Origin of the sequence: Pontibacter harenae, from assembly GCF_020907245.1 — a bacterium.
In the GTDB taxonomy this organism is placed as follows: domain Bacteria; phylum Bacteroidota; class Bacteroidia; order Cytophagales; family Hymenobacteraceae; genus Pontibacter; species Pontibacter harenae.
In genome coordinates, this window is record NZ_JAJJWH010000051.1 from 1 (window position 1) to 19,367 (window position 19,367).

Here is a 19,367-nt window from a genome sequence, read left to right on the forward strand (position 1 = left end):
GATCAAGATGAGCTTTTGGGAACTGGCCACACAGCCGCTGGCGTACGAGCAGAAGGCCCCCATCGGCTACCTCTGGACCGCCAGGCTGCTGGTGCTGCTCTTCGGCAAGGGCGAGATAACCCTGCGCCTCTTCCCCCTGGTTTCGGGCATTGCCTCGCTGTTCCTGTTTGTGCCCGTGGCTCGTCACTTCTTAAAGCCGTGGGCGGTGCTGCTGGCGCTGGGCATTCTGGCACTTTCCACGCCCGCCATCTACCATACTGTGGAGGCCAAGCAATACAGCACCGAGCTTTTCGCGGCCATCGCGGCTCTGTTCCTGTACACACGTTACAGCAAGCGCGAAGGCCTTGCTTCGCTCCNGTACTTCTTCGAGAATTACTATCATGCCTTTATGCCACTTATTCCTTCCTCGGTTTCTGACCTTGTATGGTTTGCACGTGTACCTTACTTGGTTTTACAGCACCCACTTGGCCTGCTACTGAACTTCGGCGATGTGTGGTACTATGACTATACAGCCATCGAAACGCTTTTCCGGATGCCTTTACTTCCACTTGTGGTGGGAGTTTTGGGGGTAGTTCACCTTTTTCGAAAAGATAAACTAAGTTTCGCTGTCTTGCTCTTCCCGATATTGTTGGCCCTTGTGGCCTCTGGGCTAAAACTTTACCCTTTCTTCGAACGCTTTACCTTGTTTTTGGCTCCCATGTTTATATTGGTGATAGCGTTAGGAGCTGAAAAAGTGACTAAGTTCTTTTCTGGAAATTATAAAATAGCGCTTGTGCTGGTATTGGTGCTTTTAGCGCCACCTCTATGGAACTCAGCCAGAGAAGTGGCTAACCCAAACCTCTTCTACAAAAAAGAATATAATAGGGAAGCTCTTCAGCTTATCAATGAAAATTTTCAGGAGGGGGATGTGGTGTATCTTTACTGGAACACCACGCATATCTATAAGTACTACAAAGAGGCTAATGAACTGAAGTTTGAGGCAGTTGAAGGAAAAGACCTAAAGAACATATCAAGTAATAGAGAAGAATACTTAGCTAATCTACTTCCTGAATTTAAGAGCTTTGAAGGCAAAAAAAGATTATGGTTTGTTTACGACAGAGATGTAAGAAACAACATCGGGGATTTCATCAGCCAGCCAAAGTGGTATCATGAGCAAGGATTTGTACCAGGCAAAATGCTGGAAGACACCTTTTCTAGCTACGGCAAAAGAACAGAGTACAGTATCCACGACAAGCGATTAGTTATTACCTTGTTCGAACTTTCAAACTTGTAAGCTTGGCCTTCAAAGTTTAGCTCTTAAACACGAAGAGCTTTTTTGTAACAAAGTTGAACACGGCAACTAAAGCGATAGCAATTAACTTGCTTTTGGAGGGCTCTAACAGGAAATGCTCTACAAATAGCATGATTAGGAAATGATTTAAAACCACACCAATTCCTGAGAAAACCATAAATGTTATAAATTCTGTTCTTGGAGAATATTTTCCGCTGCTAAATACCCACTTTTTAGAAACGTAGTAGTTGACTACTATAGCCAGCGAAGTAGAACCGAAATTGGCTACCAAGTAGTTTACCCCAAAATAATCGTGTAGCGTAATAAACAAGAACATATCGAATATAGCGGAGAGAAATCCTACTATTCCAAAGCGGACAATCTGTACAAGCTCTTTTTGTTTACCCTTCACTAAGCTGGTATACTTCATTCGTTTTCAAAAATAATTCATCAATATACCGCTATTCTACGGTCTTATGCAAGTCCAGCCGGGCATGGCTGTACATTTAGGCAGCTAAGCCCAGAGCACCATCATATTAAGATGGGCCCGTTCTTAACTATGCTTGGAAACAGCAAAAATAAACTACAGGCCACACGTTTCCACCTCAAGCATAAAAAAATATAAGCCAGATACTTGCTAAACAGATTACATATTTAGATATTTGTCTAAATACCTAAAAGCGACGTGAACAAATTATTTAAGGCGCTGAATGACCAGACCAGGCGAGAAATTCTGAATCTTCTGAAGGAGAAGGATATGACGGCTGGCGAAATTGCAGAGGCATTCAACATTACTAAACCAAGCATTTCTCACCACCTCGACATTCTGAGCCAGGCAGAGTTGGTGACATCGGAAAAGAAAGGACAGTTTATTATTTACTCGCTTAATACGACCGTGCTTGATGATATTATGCAATGGATTATAACACTTAAAGATTAAGATACCTATGAAACAAAGTAGCCTTACAATGGAAATTGCTATTTGGGCCATTATCTTGGTTCCATTTGCATACTTGGCCTTCTCCTGGAATCAGCTTCCTGACCAGGTCCCTATTCATTTTGACCTGAAGGGTGAGGTAAATGGTTGGGGAAGTAAATTTGCCTTGGTGGTATTATTTTCGGCACGACTGTGCTGATAAACCTCCTGATGCTATTCATACCTAAGCTAGACCCAAAAGGAAAGATCGAGAACATGGGTAGTAAGTATGATTGGATGCGGCTACTAATGGTGCTAATAATGGCTGGTCTTGCCACCTTTATCATCTATAATGCCCAAAACCAGAATGCCTTCAATCCAAACCTATTGTTTATCCTGATTGGAGGTTTATTTGTGGTGATAGGTAATTATTTCCCAGCTTTAAAACCCAATTATTTTATAGGTATCCGTACCCCCTGGACCTTAGAAGGTGAATCTGTTTGGAAAAAGACGCACCGCATGAGCGGACCTTTGTGGCTATTTGGAGGACTTGCCATCATCGCAGCTTCTCTTTTACCCTACAATAGCTTACGCATTGTAGTTTTCATTGCCATCGTTGCCATCATCACACTTATACCAGTAGCTCATTCTTTTCTGGAACTACGCAGGGAAAAACGAACGGACGCGTAAACCATCTCTAAAAACAGTTAAACCTATAAGTTCTGACTTATGAACAAGTATATTTTATTTTTTTTTCTGATTGCAGTATTTGCCACAACAGTCCATGCTCAAAAGACTATAGAACCTGAACGCGTGGTTGGCGACTGGAGTGGGGCAATAATTGCAGGAGGCCAAGAATTAGCCACCGTTTTTCATGTCGTAGCCAAGCCCGATGGTGCCCTTACAGCCACTATGGATGTGCCAGTACAAGGAGCTAAAGGTATTCCAGTGCAGTCGGTAAAACTAACGCAGGATAGCTTATACCTCGAAATTCAGGTTATTGGTGGAAGCTATGCGGGCAAGATTACTGGTATTGAAACGATAAGCGGACAATGGAAACAAGGTGGACAATCGTTCCCGCTACAGCTGCATAAGGGCATGGCCGCTGCACCTAAACGGCCTCAAGAACCGCAAAGGCCATATCCTTACCAAGAACAGGAAGTAACTGTTGAAAACAAAGCAGCAGGTGTAACACTGGCAGGCACACTTACAGTCCCTAAGAACAAAGGACCTCATGCAGCTGTTATACTCTTTACTGGCTCAGGAGCCCAGGACCGCGACCAAACCATACTTGGGCACAAGCCTTTCCTGGTGCTTGCCGACCACCTTACCCGCCAAGGGTTTGCTGTATTGCGCCTCGACGATCGTGGAACAGGTAAATCTGGAGGTAATTTCACAACGGCTACCACTCAGGATTTCACCTCGGACGCTCAGGCAGCTTATAACTTTCTGAAGAGCCTCAAAAGTATAAACGCTAAAAAAATTGGCTTGCTCGGCCACAGCGAAGGAGCTTTAGTTGCAGCCGAAGTAGCGGCACGACACTCAGAGGTTGCTTTTGTAGTACTAATGGCAGGCAGTGCAGTCCCTGGAACAGAATTGTTAACAGCCCAGAACGAGGCCATGTTAAAAGCGATTGGAGTGCCCGAAGCACCATTGCAAAAATACCTGAGCTTGCGCCAAGCGCAGTTCAAAATTGCTGCTACCGAGACTGATGTGTTCAAAGCCGCTGAGCAAATACGTAAACTGGAGCAAGACGTAAAAGCCTCGTTATCGGTACAGGAGCAACAACAGTTGGCGCTTACACCGCAAAGCGAACAGGCCATTGTCGCTCAGTTAAGTTCTCCCTGGGTGCGCTACTTTCTCTCTTACGATCCTGCTCCAACTTTACAAAAGCTAAAAATGCCTGTACTGGCAATTAACGGCAGCAAAGATTTACAAGTACCTGCCTCACAGAATTTACCAGCAACTGAGAGAGCTTTGAAAGGTGGAAGAAACAAAAGCTATACTATAAAAGAGCTGCCTGGTCTAAACCACCTCTTCCAAACGGCCAAAACAGGATCGCCCACGGAATACGGCCAAATAGAAGAAACCATAGCACCTGTGGCTTTAGAAACGATTAGCACCTGGATGAAGGGTATAGTGAGGTAAGATTATGGACAAACTGAGGGAGCTTTCTAATGACTTGTTATGCTCTCTCAGTTACCAAGTCTAAAGTTTAGCCTTTGCATTTCACGGCGGTAAACTTTGAACAGGCTGTAGTTATTTGTAGCATCGTTAAAGTAAACGGTTACGGGCTGGCTGCTTTCAAGAGAACGACCACCAATCAGTTTGGCCTCTGCATTGTACAGGTATGTTTTCTGAGGGCCTAGTTCTGTTATAGCATAAATCTTTTTGTCGCCTCCAAAATGGAAATACTGCACAAGTTTAGCAGCAGAGGTAACATAGCGCTTCTCAAAAACATCTTTCAACTCCTGGTTGTAAACCGTTACCCTTCCTTGCTCCTGGCGTACCACAATGTAAGACCTTTCGCTGTCATCCAGCACCATTTCAAACAAAGCTCGCTTAGATGGTCTCGGTAACTGCTGCCGACGTAGAATTCTGCCCTGTAGGTTAAAACTTATAGCCTCTCCATACCTGGTTACAGTTGTAACCTCTGTTCGTCTTAAATCTGCTCCTTCTTTTGCAAATACATCGGAGGCTACAGCCGAGCGTAAACTAATTGGAAATCCTGGATAGGTTTCACCCTGAGGGTTCAACGCGTAGACGTAGCCGTTTTCCAGCACTATTAAAATTACATCAAGGCCACCAACACGTATATGCCGTGGAGCTGCTGCTAACTTATAGTCCATGCGGAGCCCTTGCCACCCTTGAATACTGTTCCCCCTGATATCGTACATGTACAGGTTTCCTAAATGGTCATCTGCGAGCAGGCGGTAGTTACCATTCTTTTCATAATCGAAAACTCCTAAGTGCTGCAGCCTTAGCGTGTCTCCCAAATTAAAAGGAAAGTTGACGAGGCTTTTACCCTGGTTATCCAGCGCATGTATTCTCCTGGATGTAGCAAACACGGAGTAGAGCCTGTTGTCGGGTCCATAAGTAATTTGCTTTATATTACTGATAACACCACTGTTTAGCGTATCTCTCCAACCTGCTTTTCCGCCCGCGGTAATGTTATGCAATACATTAGCAGAGTCTGCCACCACTACTTCTAGGCTTTTGTCTATGGCATTCTGCACTGGCATAGGCTTAGATACCAGCCTGTTGTTAAAGGTAAGCCTGTAATCTTCACTAAAACCATTGCTGTTTGTGGCAACAACTGCGGCTCCCTGTCTCCTGAACAGTAAGCTTGTATAGTATTGCTGATCTTTGCTAGAGAACTGCAGGCTTACCTGGTTGAAACGCTTGATAAGTGAAGCATTCTGCAACAGGTCTTCCCTGCTGGATTCTGTCATGTAGCGACTCATGACGTACCAAGCATTCACAGTATTTATGAAGATGCTAAAGTTCGCTTCCTGCAGCGTCTCCTCTAAAAATGCCTGCTGTTGCACCGATTTGGCCCACACGTTATCCGAAGCTATATCGTCTAGCAACTTGCGCAGGGTGGCCACCTCCGATGCAAAAATCATGTAGTCCTCAACCTGTACCGCATAGCATTCTTTAAATCCAGAAAAAGGAGTTCCGAAAAGCAGAGCAGGCAGGTCAGGAATGTTTATTTGTAGTAATTGTGAGCTACCGTAGTTCTCGCCAGAAACCTCTTGCTTATTGGCTGCACTTACCTGCCTGTTGAGCTCCGAAAGCAAGTTGGTTGTCGCTTCGGCGTTTACCATGCGCATATACACTATCTTTTCGGGCTTGGCATTCACGTTATCAGACTCCATGTAAGCAATAGCGGCTTCTTCGCTAAAACTGCTTGCCAGGCTATCTAAGGTGGCCGTATAAGTTGGTTCTGCCTTTATTTTCCTGGGCTGCACACGCAACCTGGCAAGTTCTGCTGCACCAAAATGCAGTAGCACAGCTGTTCTGGTTGGCAGATAAGCTTTTACATGTAAAGGTTTTGGCTTCTGCTGCTGCAAACGGCTATACAAGGTTTTGCTCAGTGTTTCTGGGTTAGAAAACCCGTTCACAAAAATCCTGTTCGGCTCCAACTTCAGTTGCAGCATTCCATTGCGACACAGGCTCGACAGGTACCTGATCTCTGGCATAATGTCGTCCTGCATAAAAAGCGACATCAGGTCTGGCATTACCCTGTAGTTTACAAATACGTTGGCGTAAACATCAGGCTGGTCGAGGTAGTTTGTGTTTTTGAAATCAGCGGTTATAGAAGTAATGTTCTCCCTGTTCAAGCGGCGTATTATCTCCTCGATTAATAAAGGAGAAGCACTTAAGATGATATTGTTGTGATAGGAGAAAAAGCTATAAGTGGCTTCTAGCTGCGAATTAGTCACGTCTGTAACTAAATACCCTTGGTAATCGTGAGACTCTTGCGAAAAAACCCGGCTTTTCTCAATATTTTCGGTTAAGGTACGCACAAAGCGGTGTTCTCCCACCGTACTGACAGGTACATAATAGACAAACTCCATTCCTGACGCTTCAACTATATGAGCCGAGGTGAGTATGTTCTTATTATCCAGAAAGCGTGAAAGCCTCTCGTTGCCAGGTGCTATGCTGTCGAGCCAGGCCATATTCTCCTGGAACTTCTGTATAGAGGGTAGCACAGAAATGCTTTCGAGCAAATCTGTTTGTCGGAGATGTTCCAGCAGCGCATTATGGTTGTTTGTTTCAACCACAAAAGCAGCATTCTCAGGTACCAGCTCCCACAAGTCTACTTTCTCTCTTGAAGACTGCCAGCGCCCGAAACCATAGTAGGCAAGCGAAGCAAGCACAACAAAGCCGATAAAGAAGAATAGGATGCGTTTTGTCATGGCAAGCGTTTTCAAGCTGCAAATCTAAGCTAAATCTTAAACAATTACTTTCTTATGGCCACTTCTCCAGTTTTAGTACATCAACAAGGTGCAGGCTTAAATGTTAAATTAAGTCTAACTACTGACGCAGCAGTGCACGTATAGTAAAGCCACAAGAATTTAAAGTTTATGTTTAAGATATTACTGCCTGTTGATTTTTCTGAAAACACTGATAATACCTGTCAATACGCTCTTGCCTTGGCGGCGGCCATGCCTGCGGCCCATATACTGCTGCTACACTGCTTCCACGATAATCTGGCTGATGCTGATTATCCACTTCCCCCTGCCGAAGACCTTACTGCCTCCGAAGCAGTTGCTGAACGGGTTATTCATCGTAATGAGATAGAATCGCAGGACCTGATGGAGGAGTTATACCGCAATCTGAAGCGTGATGCCAGAACAGCAGGCACTAACATAAAAGTAGAACGGACTTTTATGTATGGCGCTGCCGAGGACAAGATCCCAGATGAAATAAGCCGCTTTAAACCAGACCTGGTAATTATGGGCACCAAAGGAGAATCGGGAATAACCCGATCATTTTTTGGCACAGTTACAACAAAAATAGTAGAAGCCGCTCAGGTGCCATTGCTTACAGTACCACGAACTTATACGGGTGGCATACCTGCCAAAGTGCTATACGCTACAGATTTCGATTCATCTGACGCTGCAGCACTGGAGGCACTACAGCGGCTGCTACAAGAGTTTAACTCCGAAATATACTGTGTGCACATCTCTGAGAATGAGAAGCAACAGGAAGTAGACAAGCTACAGGAACTACAACAACAGTTAACCACCAGCACATCTGGGAGTAACCTGCATTACACGCTGTTGGAAGGAGGCAATGTGGCAGATGCTATAGAAGACTTGGTACAGCGTGAGCAGTTTGGTTTGGTAGCGCTTACAACCCGCGAGCGCACTCTGCTAGGCAGTATACTCAACCCAAGCCTGGCAAAGAAAATGGTGCTGAATGCTTTAGTCCCGATTCTAATTTTTCATAGCAACGAGAAAGCCTAGCATAAGCTAGGCTCCCTTACTTGCAAAAGGCTGGTTAAAGCATCGATGTACCGCGCCAGGGCATGCTCATTTGTAGATAGAAAAAGGAAAGGCTCAATCAGCTCCAGTTCCATCAGCACTAGCTCCCCGTGCAGCTCTACACCATCTACACGGGCATAAAGGCAGTTAGAGGCGAACTTATCCACTGTTTGCTGCGCTGATTTAAGTAAACCTGCTGGCGGCTCTGGGGTATGAATGGTTCCTCCAAAGAAATGCTGTACTCTAAAGTCTCCTGGTTTCGCGGTTTTAAGTACTGCATGGCTGTATGTACCGTTAAAAAACAAAAACGACCATTCGCCTTGTGTCTTTACCTCTTCCAGAAATGGCTGTGCCATCAGCGGCTCCGACTTCAACAGTTCGTTTACTTTATCTGTATATTTAGTAACATCAGACTTATGCACGGCAAAAGTATTTTTTGCCCCGCCACTAATGCGTGGCTTAACAATCAGGTGGTCTGTTTGCAAGGCTTCGAATATTGCAGCAGGGGTAAATTGGCTTTCTTGCTCTAGCCACACAGTAGGCACTACTGCTACGCCTTGCGCAGCCAGGTCTTTAAAATATTTTTTATCCGTGTTCCAACGGATTGTATCTATAGAGTTAAAAACCTGACAACCAAGATTCTCCACCTTATCCAGCCACTCGTAAAAAGCGTCAATCTTGTCAAAATAGTCCCAAGGTGATTTTATAACAAGTGCATCAAAGGAAGCCCAATCCACGGTTGCATCGTCCCACACCTGGAAAGATACGTTCACTCCTTTTTCCTTTAAATAATTAAAAAGACGCTCGTCTTCGCTGTCTGCATTTGCGGTATAACCACCCAAACTAAAACATGTTACCAGCGCAATTTGTAGATTTTGCATAAATGATGATATTTGCTGCGAAATTATACTTTATCCCGCGCAGAAACCATAGGTTAAGCCGCTTTAATACAAAACTTTTCTAAGGGATGTTCACGTATGTAAGGTATAGTTACCGCCTTCTAATTATACCTTTACATGTTAGCGTACCGCTTTTGTATCAGCACCTGCTATAGGCGCAGTCTTTCTGTAAGATTGCTGGTACTTCTTTTACTTATAAGTCACTTTTCGGTGGCGTGCGGTACCGATGTTTCAGAAACGGGAACAGAAAAACAGCAGGCTATCCGCAGGCGTGGCCAAACGGCAGACACGTTATCCGTAAAGCATATTACCACTGGTGCACCAACTTCAAACGACTTTCTCAGCAATCCTTTTATTATCGATAGCAAGCAAAGCAGAAAGCTGGATGCTTATTTTGCCCGTATTAATGCTGATTTTACAGTTGACGCTAATGCGATAGAGAATTTACACAAGCCAAGTATTTCCGACACTATCTATACCATCCGCTTTGGAAATTCGGTTTTGGAATTATATGCTCCTACACAAACAGGCGACTTACTTCTACAACTGGCCGATATCCAGAACACTGGAATACTGTTGCGCAATAATATGAAAATTGGAATGACACAGCCTGAACTGATGGTGAAGCTAAAGACGCATGATGTGCGTATTATACAAACCACAAATGAGGTTGTGGCCACCAACAACGAGGGTGCTCCTATTTCCCTGCACTTCTACCTCAAAAACGGCAAAGTAAACCGCATCAGATACAACGGGTACTTAGACTAATGCTCAACGGCAATTTTGAATGGCTAAACCTGTTGAGTTGCTCTTTAGGATGAAAAATTCGTAATTCGTAATTCGTAATTCGTAATTCGTAATCAAAATAAAATGCGTGTAGTTGTACAGCGGGTAACGCAGGCTTCTGTTGAGATAGACAAAAAGGTTAAAGGAAAGATTGACTTGGGTCTGTTAGTATTGGCAGGTTTTACTCCAGACGATACAGATGATGACATAAAATGGGTGGCAAGCAAAGTTGTCAACATGCGCATTTTTGGTGATGCGGAAGATAAAATGAACCTGAGTGTGCAGAACGTGCAGGGCAATCTATTAATAATCAGCCAGTTTACGTTGTTTGCTAACACAAAAAAAGGCAATCGCCCCTCTTATATCAATGCAGCACCACCAGCTGTAGCTATTCCGCTTTACGAACAGTTTATCCGTTATTTAGAGCTGGCTATGGGCAAGCCTGTGCAGACAGGTGAATTCGGTGCCGACATGAAAGTCTCGCTGCTAAACGATGGCCCTGTTACGATTGTGATCGACTCGAAAAACAAAGAATAAATAAAGCATCTTATGACTATAGCCGAAGCACAAAGCACAGTTGACCAGTGGATAAAAGAGAACGGTGTACGTTATTTTAATGAGCTTACGAACATGGCTATACTTACCGAAGAAGTAGGTGAGGTAGCCAGGTTGATAGCCAGACAGTATGGAGAGCAGTCTTTTAAAGAAAGCGACAAGGATAAGAATCTGGCCGACGAAATGGCAGATGTGCTGTTCGTGCTGATTTGCCTGGCCAACCAGACAGGCATAAACCTGACAGAGGCATTAACGAAAAACCTGGAGAAAAAAACAAACCGCGACAGCCAACGCCATAAGCAAAACGAAAAGCTGAAGTAAAAGTGGTTCCACAGTCTATAAAAGCAAAGGCCGCAGCTAGAACAGCTGCGGCCTTTGCTTTTATAAGGTAGTGCCTTTGGTTAAGCCACCGATTGGTTTACTTTCAGATCTACCAGCTTGCCGTTGTCCCAAACTGGCAGCACATCATACTCATTATGCTGCAGGCAAAACTGCACATCTTTTGTAATGTCCAACCGCTTCAGGCGCTGCACATGCGAAGATGCCTGCAAATAAGCGTATAAATCGCCTTTTGCTGTCTCGTATAAATGTAAAGCAGCTAAGGCAGCATCATTTTCTAAGGTAAACTGACCCTGCAACTGCTCTGCCAAGGCACCTGCAAACAAGGTATCCTCCAGGTTGAACATTCCTTTCCAGCCTGCGCATACAACTATCACATCTAACTGTAAAGCTGCTAAATGCTCTGCCACCGTTTTAAGATTCAGAAAAGAGCCTATAATTATTTCCTCGGCACTTTCCGACAAAATAATAGCACGTGTACCGTTTGTGGTGGTAATAGCAATTGTTTTACCTTCAACATCGGCCTCCATATAGCTAAAGGGCGAGTTACCAAAATCAAAACCGTCAGCTTTTATTCCATCTCGCTCTGCGGCTGTTAAGCAACCTTCTGCTGCTGCTAAACGCTGGCAATCTTCCAGATGCATTACAGGTATAATGTTGGCAGCACCTTGTGCAAAAGCCGTTACCATAGTAGAGGTAGCACGCAGTATATCAACAGCCACTACAGCTTTCCCTTTCAAATCATACAAATGCAACAGCTCAGGGCTGAAGCAAACATCAATAGATGGCATATTTTACGCTTTAATATTTTCAGGCCAAAGTTAAAAACGAAGTTTAAACATTACTTGTAAAAACAAGCTCGTTTATATTTAGCTTTTCTCCTATTGCTATTTTTTTACGAAAGGCAGTTTTACAACTTGGGCTTTAACATCTTTATTGCGCACCCGCACAAAAACTTCCGTCTCTGGTTTGCTATAGGCTGTCTGCACATAACCTAAACCAATGCCTTTGCCTAATGTAGGCGACATAGTACCAGAAGTTACCTCTCCTATGTTCTCACCTTCAGCATTCACAATTTCGAAATGCGCTCTTGGTATGGCCCTATCAAGCATCTCAAAACCAACCAGCTTCTTGCTTACACCTGCTTCTTTCTGAGCTTTCAACTCAGCTGAGTTTGTGAATTCTTTGTTGAATTTTGTGATCCAACCTAAACCAGCCTCAAGCGGTGACGTGGTGTCGTTTATATCGTTGCCGTAAAGGCAGAAACCCATTTCAAGGCGCAAGGTATCGCGGGCACCCAAGCCAATTGGCTTGATACCGAACGCCTGGCCTGCATCCATGATGGCATCAAACACTTTTTTGGCGTCTTCGTTTTTCACATAAATCTCGAAACCGCCTGCCCCAGTATAGCCTGTAGCCGAAATAATGACATCTTGTACACCTGCAAACTCACCTTTTTCGAACGTATAGTAGACCATAGAAGGCAGGTCTACAGCAGTAAGAGACTGTAATGCCTCTACCGCTTTAGGGCCTTGCACAGCAAACAAAGAAATTTCGTCCGAAATGTTTTCCATCTCAACGCCTTCTGTGTTGTACTTGCTTACCCACTCCCAATCTTTTTCTATGTTAGAGGCATTTACCACCAGCATATATTCTTCTTCGCCAAAGCGGTATACCAACAGGTCGTCTACTATGCCGCCTTCTTCGTTAGGGAAGCAGGAATACTGCACCTTGCCATCAGTTAGTTTAGAGGCATCGTTAGAAGTTACTCGCTGAATCAGTTCCAGTGCCTTAGGTCCTCTCAGCATAAACTCACCCATGTGCGACACATCGAAAACACCTACAGTATTACGCACAGTATGATGCTCATCTAAATCTGATGAGTAGCGCACTGGCATGTTATATCCTGCGAAAGGCACCATTTTAGCACCTAAAGCCTCATGCACATCGTTTAAAGCGATTTTCTTTAATTCCATTACGGCTGTTTTGTTTACAAATATTGCGCGGCAAAATTAAGTAAAAATCAGCCGCATCCTAAATTTAAAAGCAACTATAAGCTATCAGGTCTGCTGCTACAGCGCTTTGAATTGGTGAATAAATAAAAGCAGTATTACTCTATTTCAAAACAACATATAATCCATAGTAGGCGTAAGTATTACACCGCTTTTAGCCAAAGTCAATATGAATTTACAATCTATCATTCTCTCTGCACCTCTCAGGGTGCAACAGAAAAAGTACTGCAATAGCTTTCTGGAGCTTAAGACTCACAACAGTTTTCCTTCAAAACCTCTTTGAGAAAGTAATTTGGTATATATTTATACTACAATATAAGCTTTTGCCATAGCATTGGCTATTCCTTATCTAAGCAAGCTTTTATAATGAAATTATCCGTTAAATTATTTGCGGGCTTCGTACTCATTTCTGTTCTCTTTACTGCGGTAGCACTAGTAAATTATAAGCTTTCAGAAGATGTAGTAGAGAATTCAGAGTGGCTTACAGGTTCCCATCGTATTGTGCGTAATTCTGCATCGTTGCAACGCAACATTGTGGATATGGAGACAGGCTTGCGTGGATACCTTTTGAATGGCGACACAAGCTTTTTAGCCCCTTACACGATGGCAAAAAGCGTAGTTCCTGAAGTGTTTGTAGATACCGAGAAGTTAGTAAAAGCAGATACCATTCAGACACAAACGCTGCAAGAAATTTATAATATGCATGTGAGGTGGCAAAAGAATTATGCAGAGCCACTCATCCTCCTGAAAAGCATGGACACTGTTGCTCACACAACAAGTGCTTACGACCGTGCCCGCGACAGCTTAATTTGGGGCGAAAAAACTCTGATGGACAGCATCCGAGTTAGCTTTAGAGTATTTAACGCTTATGAATATGATTTGCGGGATGCCAGATCAGCAACCCTTCAAAAAAGTATAGACAACACTGCGGACGTTTCTTCGGCGTTAACCATCTTATCTATTATACTAGGCTTATGCTGGGCCTACTACATCACGAGGCTGATTACTGGTAGAATTATAAAAATGGTAACGCTGGCAGAGCAGATTTCACGCGGCGACTACAAAACAAAAATTATTGATACGGCTAACGATGAACTTAGTAGAGTATCTCACTCTCTGAACCGTATGTCTGCCACCATAGATGATACTTTCTCGGAGCTGGATAAAAAGAACAAGGAACTGGATCAGTTCGCCTATGTTGTGTCGCATGACTTGAAAGCACCTTTAAGAGGTATAGAGGTGGCATCTAGGTGGATAGAAGAAGACATGGGCAAAGACTTGCCCGCAAATATAAAAGAGTACCTCCAACTGATGCGCGGCAGGGTGCACCGTATGGAAAACCTGATAAACGGTATACTTTCTGTTGCCCGCATTGGTCGTACCAAGCAGTTTGAAGAACAAGTAGACGTTGCGCTTCTTTTAGCAGATGTAATTGATATGGTGGACGCTCCTAAAGGATTTACTATTGAGGTGCAGAACAACATGCCCGTGCTTAATACCGTACGTATACAATTACAGCAAGTATTCTCAAACCTTATAAATAATGCTATAAAGTATCATCATAAGGACGAGGGGCATGTTTGGGTGAAATATGATGAAACGGTCAACTTCTATTTGTTTTCTGTTGCTGACGATGGCCCTGGCATTGACCCAGAATACCACGATCGTATTTTTGTAGTTTTCCAAACTTTACAAGAACGTGATGCTGTGGAAAGCACAGGAGTTGGACTTTCTATCGTGAAAAAAATAGTGGAAGGGCAAGGCGGTACGATTGAAGTTTCGTCTGAGCCAGGGCAGGGTACCACTTTTACATTTAGCTGGCCTAAATAATAAGGTAAAAGCTATATTATTAGTAAATTTGATTCTAACGTACGATACAACAAACAGAGATGAGTGACAAGGTTGTGAATATCCTTTTAGTAGAAGATGACTATCTGGATATTATGAATGTTGAGAGGGAGTTGAAGAAGATAGGTATTGACCATCCGATACATGTGGCGCGCAACGGTCGTGAAGCACTCAGCATGCTTAAGGGTGAAGAAGCCCCTAAAATTTCGCCAGTGCCCAGCGTTATTTTGTTAGATATAAACATGCCCAGAATGAACGGGTTAGAGTTTCTGACAGAGCTGCGAAGAGAGCCAGAGTTCAGCCATATACCTGTGTTTATCATGACAACCTCTAACGAAGAATCAGATCGATTTGCAGCGCAACGCCTTAATGTATCAGGCTATATCGTAAAGCCACTCTCTTTCGATAACTTTGAAAACAGCGTGTCGTCTCTCGACAGCTTTAGTCTTTTTCTGGACTTGATTAAGCTAAAGTAAACTTGCTTTCAAAGCTATAGCAGTGATAACTGGTCTGGCAGCAGCCTGAAAGATTGCCTGTGATGCGGTGTAGCACCAGCGTCAGCTATGGCAGCTCTGTGTTTTTTAGTAGGGTAGCCTGCATTCTGCTCCCAACCAAATGCCTCGTATTCCTTGGCCAGATCCTGCATCATTTCATCCCGATAGGTTTTAGCCAGAATAGAAGCCGCTGCTATCGAAAGATATTTCCCGTCACCTTTCACCACACAAGTATAAGGGAGTGTTTTGTAAGGCTTAAACCTGTTGCCGTCTATCAGTAGGTATTCAGGCTCCAGATTTAAGCCGCCTATGGCTCGGTGCATAGCCAGGTAAGTAGCCTGCAGAATATTAACACTGTCAATTTCAGCTACACTGGCCTCTCCCACGCACCAAGTCACAGCGGCAGCTTCTATTTGCTCCCGCAAAAGCAAACGCTGCTTTGCACTTAGCTTTTTAGAGTCGTTTAGCAAGCCGTTCTGATAGTCAGGCGGCAGTATAACGGCAGCTGCCACCACAGGCCCTGCCAAACAACCTCTGCCTGCTTCATCTATACCTGCCTCTAAAATCTTTCCGCTATAGTTCGATAAAAGCATATCCTATCAGTTTAAGCTGCAAGTATAAACAAAAAGCCCATCAGCCAAAAGCTGGTGGGCCTTCTGTATATTTCTGATTTAGACACTCACTACGCCTGCATCAGGAAAGCCTTGATATATTCATCCAGGTCCCCGTCCAGCACGTTTTGCACATCGGTGCGCTCTACACCTGTTCGGATGTCTTTAATGAGCTTGTAAGGGTGCAGCACGTAATTGCGTATCTGTGAGCCAAAGTCTATGCGCTTTTTGGTGCTCTCGATGCGATCGCGTTCGGCATTCCGCTTCTCTACTTCAATTTGGTACAGCCTCGACTTCAGCATACGGATGGCATGCTCCTTATTCATAAGCTGCGAACGCTCTATCTGGCACTCGATGATGATACCTGAAGGCTTGTGCTTTAAACGCACAGCTGTTTCTACTTTGTTTACGTTCTGTCCACCAGCACCCCCCGAACGGAAAGTATCCCATTCAATGTCGGCCATGTTCACCTCAATGTTGATGGTATCATCTACCACAGGGTAGGCAAAAACAGAGGCAAACGAAGTATGCCGACGACCGCCAGAATCGAAAGGCGATATGCGTACCAAACGGTGTACACCAATCTCTGACTTCAGGTATCCGTAGGCAAAGTCACCTGTTATCTCTAGTGTGGCTGATTTTATGCCAGCTCCGTCACCCGCAGTGTAGTTCAGCTGCTTTACGCTAAACTTATGAGACTCAGCCCACATAATGTACATGCGCATCAGCATTTCAGCCCAATCCTGGCTTTCAGTACCACCCGCACCTGGATTTATCTCCACAATGGCACTCAGTTGGTCTTCCTCGCCACTAAGCATACGCTTGAACTCCAAGCCTTCTACTGCTTCCGAAGTTTTCTGGAACTCCTGCTTTATGTCCTCCTCCGAAACATCTCCTTCTTTGTAGAAATCAAAAAGCACCTCGAAATCAGAAACGGCCTTTTCCACCTCTTCATAGTGGTCAGTCCATACTTTTATGGATTTGATTTCTTTCAGTATCTTCTCAGCTTCTTTGGGGTCATCCCAGAAGTCGGGGGCGGTTGTTTGTCTCTCCGTTTCCTCTACCTGATCTTTCTTACGATCGTAGTCAAAGATACCTCCTCAAGGCATCTACTCTTGCCTTTAACTCTTTTACCTGCTCTGCTGTCATCAGTCTTGTTTATGAAATATGTATAAAGGCAAAATGCTGAGGCATAAACTATTAAGCTTATACCTCAGCATTTGCTATAGCTGTATTACTATAATTTAATTCTGTAAACCCAGTTGTGTGGGTCTGGCGCCTGACCTGTTCTGATCTTATCTAATTCAGCGGCTACACTGTTCGATATTTTACGTCCCTCAACAGCAGGCAACTCGTAGTCCTGGCCGTTGCGTTGGATCAGAGCAATTTGAGAAATGATAGCAGCTGTGCCTGTACCGAAAGCCTCCTGCAAAGTACCTGCTTTATGGGCTTCTACAATCTCATCAACCGACACACGACGTTCTTCTACTTTGTAGCCAAGGTCTTTTGCCACTTGCAATACACTGTCGCGGGTTACGCCGTGCAGAATGCTGGTGCTCAGGCTTGGTGTAACCAGCACGTCATCTATCACAAACATCACGTTCATAGTGCCAGACTCCTCTATGTACTTGTGCTCTTTGGCATCAGTCCAGATAAGCTGATCAAAGCCTTTTTCCTGCATTTTACGGGTAGGCAACAAAGCTGCAGCATAGTTACCAGCTGCTTTGGCATAGCCTGCTCCGCCTTCTGCTGAACGTACATAGTTTGGCTCTACGGCAACTTTAACTGGTCTGTCGTAAAAAGCACCCACTGGGCAAGCAATAATTACAAACTTGTAAGTAAAAGAAGGTCTTACACCGATATAATCATCAGTGGCAAACATGAATGGCCTTAAGTATAGCGCACTTCCTTTTTTAGCTGGCACCCAATCAGAATCCAGGCGCAACAACTGTTCCAGGCCCTGCATAAACAGATCTTCTGGCAGCTCGGCCATACTTAAACGCTCTGCAGATGAGTTCAGGCGCTTGTGGTTAGCCAATGGTCTAAACAAAAGCACATCACCGTTGGCATCTTTGTAAGCTTTCATGCCTTCGAAAATGGCTTGGCCGTAATGCAAGGCAGAAGTAGCGGGGCTCAACGACATTTCGCCGTAAGGCACAATCTGCGGATTTTGCCAAGAACCATCTTTAAAATCAACCACAAACATGTGGTCTGTAAATGATTTTCCGAATTGGAGGTTATCAAAATCAACCTCTGAAATACGTGACTTTGCCACGCGCTGGGTAGGTATCGTTAGAGTATCTGTTGACATAATTTGTATATATAATCAAAAAAGATTCTTGGTACGGGCTTTACCTACAAGCGGGGCTTCCAGGTAACTTCTTCTGCCCGCAACTCATGCGTCATTAAACGGCAAAGCGCGAACAGGTAATCTGATAATCGGTTCAGGTATTTGATCACTAAATCTTCTACGAAAGATTCTTCCTGAAGGTGAATGACGATGCGCTCAGCACGGCGGCAAACACAGCGGGCTACATGGCAGAACGAAACAGACTGATGCCCTCCAGGCAAAACAAAGGCACGCAGCGGCGGAACCTCAGCCATCATTATGTCAATTTCCTGTTCCAACAGCTGCACATCCTCCTCGTGCAAATCGGGAGTAGCCATTTTTACATCCTTACCTGGATCGGTAGCAAGTGTGGCTCCTATGGTAAAAAGCCTGTCCTGGATTTCCTTTAGTATTGAAGCCCTGTCATTGTTAACCTCCTGGTCGCGCACCAGCCCCACATAAGAGTTTAGTTCATCTACTGTGCCATAGGCTTCTATACGAAGATGTGACTTCGCGACACGAGTACCTCCAATTAAAGCTGTTGTGCCCTTATCGCCTGTTTTCGTGTATATCTTCATTTAATGTTGCTCAGCCTGCGCCCTGGCAGCTGTCGTTATATCTTCGTTTATAATATCAGACTCAACTAAACCATCGCGTAGGCGCACAATGCGGTGTGCATACTTGGCGATATCCTCTTCGTGCGTAACCATAATAATGGTGTTGCCTTTGGAGTGCAGGTTCTCGAACAGCTCCATAATTTCATAAGAAGTTTTGGTGTCGAGGTTACCTGTTGGTTCATCGGCTAATATAATACTTGGATCGTTAATAAGGGCACGGGCAATGGCCACACGCTGTCGCTGGCCTCCAGAAAGTTCGTTTGGTTTGTGGCCGCCACGGTTGCCTAAGCCTACACTTTCTAAGGCTCGTTGTGCTTTAGCAGTACGTTGCGATTTGTTGTAGCCAGCGTAAATAAGCGGAAGCGCCACGTTCTCTAGCGAAGACTGACGCGGCAACAGGTTAAACGTCTGGAATACGAAACCGATTTCTTTGTTACGCACCTCTGCCAGATCATTGTCTGTCATGTTGCTCACATCTTTACCGTTCAGAACGTACTGTCCTCCTGTCGGAGTGTCAAGGCAGCCCACAATATTCATCAAGGTAGATTTTCCAGAACCAGACGGCCCCATAAACGCTACATACTCACCTTTGTCTATCTTGATAGACACAGACTTTAGGGCATGAATGGTTTCAGTACCCATACGGTACACCTTCGATATGTCGGTTGTCTCGATGATTGTGCTCATACTGCCTGCTT

Annotated in this window: 20 protein-coding genes; 10 read left to right on the top strand and 10 right to left on the bottom strand. The window is 44.4% G+C overall.

Going from position 1 to position 19,367, the window contains the following annotated elements:
- Window positions 1-1,289: 1,289 nt before the first annotated feature.
- On the bottom strand, window positions 1,290-1,700 hold the full coding sequence (locus LN893_RS17875) for a GtrA family protein (protein WP_229972475.1): 411 nt from the start codon (window positions 1,698-1,700) through the stop codon (window positions 1,290-1,292).
- A 255-nt stretch (window positions 1,701-1,955) separates the two neighbouring features.
- Here LN893_RS17875 and LN893_RS17880 point away from each other — a divergent pair, with 255 nt between their 5' ends.
- The 4 genes from LN893_RS17880 to LN893_RS17895 are packed head-to-tail and all read left to right on the top strand — an operon-like array spanning window position 1,956 to window position 4,334.
- The gene (locus LN893_RS17880) at window positions 1,956-2,210 is read left to right on the top strand and encodes an autorepressor SdpR family transcription factor (protein ID WP_229972476.1); all 255 of its coding nucleotides are present in this window, start codon (window positions 1,956-1,958) and stop codon (window positions 2,208-2,210) included.
- A gap of 7 nt (window positions 2,211-2,217) precedes the next feature.
- A complete protein-coding gene (locus tag LN893_RS17885; RefSeq protein WP_229972477.1) occupies window positions 2,218-2,406 on the top strand; it encodes a DUF1648 domain-containing protein in 189 nt (62 codons plus the stop codon).
- 11 nt (window positions 2,407-2,417) lie between these two features.
- Window positions 2,418-2,876, top strand: coding sequence for an SdpI family protein (locus LN893_RS17890; RefSeq protein ID WP_229972479.1), 459 nt, complete (start codon window positions 2,418-2,420; stop codon window positions 2,874-2,876).
- A gap of 39 nt (window positions 2,877-2,915) precedes the next feature.
- On the top strand, window positions 2,916-4,334 hold the full coding sequence (locus LN893_RS17895; protein WP_229972481.1) for an alpha/beta hydrolase family protein: 1,419 nt from the start codon (window positions 2,916-2,918) through the stop codon (window positions 4,332-4,334).
- Window positions 4,335-4,381: 47 nt separating this feature from the next.
- Here the strand turns inward: LN893_RS17895 and LN893_RS17900 are convergent, their stop codons facing one another.
- Window positions 4,382-7,108, bottom strand: coding sequence for a hypothetical protein (locus LN893_RS17900; protein WP_229972482.1), 2,727 nt, complete (start codon window positions 7,106-7,108; stop codon window positions 4,382-4,384).
- Between the two features lie 168 nt (window positions 7,109-7,276).
- Between LN893_RS17900 and LN893_RS17905 the strand changes: the two genes are divergently transcribed.
- The gene (locus tag LN893_RS17905; RefSeq protein ID WP_229972483.1) at window positions 7,277-8,161 is read left to right on the top strand and encodes a universal stress protein; all 885 of its coding nucleotides are present in this window, start codon (window positions 7,277-7,279) and stop codon (window positions 8,159-8,161) included.
- Here LN893_RS17905 and LN893_RS17910 read toward each other — a convergent pair.
- A complete protein-coding gene (locus tag LN893_RS17910; protein WP_229972484.1) occupies window positions 8,158-9,060 on the bottom strand; it encodes an ATP-grasp domain-containing protein in 903 nt (300 codons plus the stop codon). The genes LN893_RS17905 and LN893_RS17910 overlap by 4 nt on opposite strands.
- A gap of 228 nt (window positions 9,061-9,288) precedes the next feature.
- Between LN893_RS17910 and LN893_RS17915 the strand changes: the two genes are divergently transcribed.
- The 3 genes from LN893_RS17915 to LN893_RS17925 all read left to right on the top strand — a co-directional run bounded on the left by LN893_RS17915 (window position 9,289) and on the right by LN893_RS17925 (window position 10,740).
- Window positions 9,289-9,846, top strand: coding sequence for a hypothetical protein (locus tag LN893_RS17915; RefSeq protein ID WP_229972485.1), 558 nt, complete (start codon window positions 9,289-9,291; stop codon window positions 9,844-9,846).
- A 102-nt stretch (window positions 9,847-9,948) separates the two neighbouring features.
- A complete protein-coding gene (gene dtd, locus LN893_RS17920; protein WP_229972486.1) occupies window positions 9,949-10,401 on the top strand; it encodes a D-aminoacyl-tRNA deacylase in 453 nt (150 codons plus the stop codon).
- Between the two features lie 12 nt (window positions 10,402-10,413).
- The gene (locus tag LN893_RS17925; protein WP_229972487.1) at window positions 10,414-10,740 is read left to right on the top strand and encodes a nucleotide pyrophosphohydrolase; all 327 of its coding nucleotides are present in this window, start codon (window positions 10,414-10,416) and stop codon (window positions 10,738-10,740) included.
- 80 nt (window positions 10,741-10,820) lie between these two features.
- Here the strand turns inward: LN893_RS17925 and LN893_RS17930 are convergent, their stop codons facing one another.
- Window positions 10,821-11,549, bottom strand: coding sequence for a 2-phosphosulfolactate phosphatase (locus tag LN893_RS17930; RefSeq protein WP_229972488.1), 729 nt, complete (start codon window positions 11,547-11,549; stop codon window positions 10,821-10,823).
- Window positions 11,550-11,645: 96 nt separating this feature from the next.
- A complete protein-coding gene (gcvT, locus tag LN893_RS17935; RefSeq protein WP_229972489.1) occupies window positions 11,646-12,734 on the bottom strand; it encodes a glycine cleavage system aminomethyltransferase GcvT in 1,089 nt (362 codons plus the stop codon).
- Between the two features lie 402 nt (window positions 12,735-13,136).
- On the opposite strand from gcvT, the gene LN893_RS17940 reads away from it, so the two are divergent.
- Together LN893_RS17940 and LN893_RS17945 are read left to right on the top strand one after the other, a co-directional pair.
- Window positions 13,137-14,600, top strand: a complete 1,464-nt coding sequence (locus tag LN893_RS17940; RefSeq protein ID WP_229972491.1) for a sensor histidine kinase — start codon at window positions 13,137-13,139, stop codon at window positions 14,598-14,600.
- A 59-nt stretch (window positions 14,601-14,659) separates the two neighbouring features.
- The gene (locus tag LN893_RS17945) at window positions 14,660-15,094 is read left to right on the top strand and encodes a response regulator (RefSeq protein ID WP_229972492.1); all 435 of its coding nucleotides are present in this window, start codon (window positions 14,660-14,662) and stop codon (window positions 15,092-15,094) included.
- Between the two features lie 14 nt (window positions 15,095-15,108).
- Here LN893_RS17945 and rnhB read toward each other — a convergent pair whose 3' ends face one another.
- From rnhB to LN893_RS17970, 5 genes are all read right to left on the bottom strand, one after another.
- Entirely contained in the window at window positions 15,109-15,705 is a 597-nt protein-coding gene (gene rnhB / locus LN893_RS17950) for a ribonuclease HII (protein WP_229972493.1), read from the bottom strand.
- 89 nt (window positions 15,706-15,794) lie between these two features.
- Window positions 15,795-16,872 (bottom strand): peptide chain release factor 2 gene (gene prfB / locus LN893_RS17955; protein WP_229972495.1). Its coding sequence is split into 2 segments (ribosomal slippage): window positions 15,795-16,811 and window positions 16,813-16,872, totalling 1,077 coding nucleotides; the frame shifts between segments, so codons are not numbered across the junction.
- Between the two features lie 88 nt (window positions 16,873-16,960).
- A complete protein-coding gene (locus LN893_RS17960; RefSeq protein WP_229972497.1) occupies window positions 16,961-18,034 on the bottom strand; it encodes a branched-chain amino acid aminotransferase in 1,074 nt (357 codons plus the stop codon).
- A 44-nt stretch (window positions 18,035-18,078) separates the two neighbouring features.
- A complete protein-coding gene (locus tag LN893_RS17965) occupies window positions 18,079-18,630 on the bottom strand; it encodes a cob(I)yrinic acid a,c-diamide adenosyltransferase (protein ID WP_229972498.1) in 552 nt (183 codons plus the stop codon).
- A complete protein-coding gene (locus tag LN893_RS17970; RefSeq protein WP_255710113.1) occupies window positions 18,631-19,356 on the bottom strand; it encodes an ABC transporter ATP-binding protein in 726 nt (241 codons plus the stop codon). It lies immediately after the preceding gene.
- Window positions 19,357-19,367 lie beyond the last annotated feature (11 nt).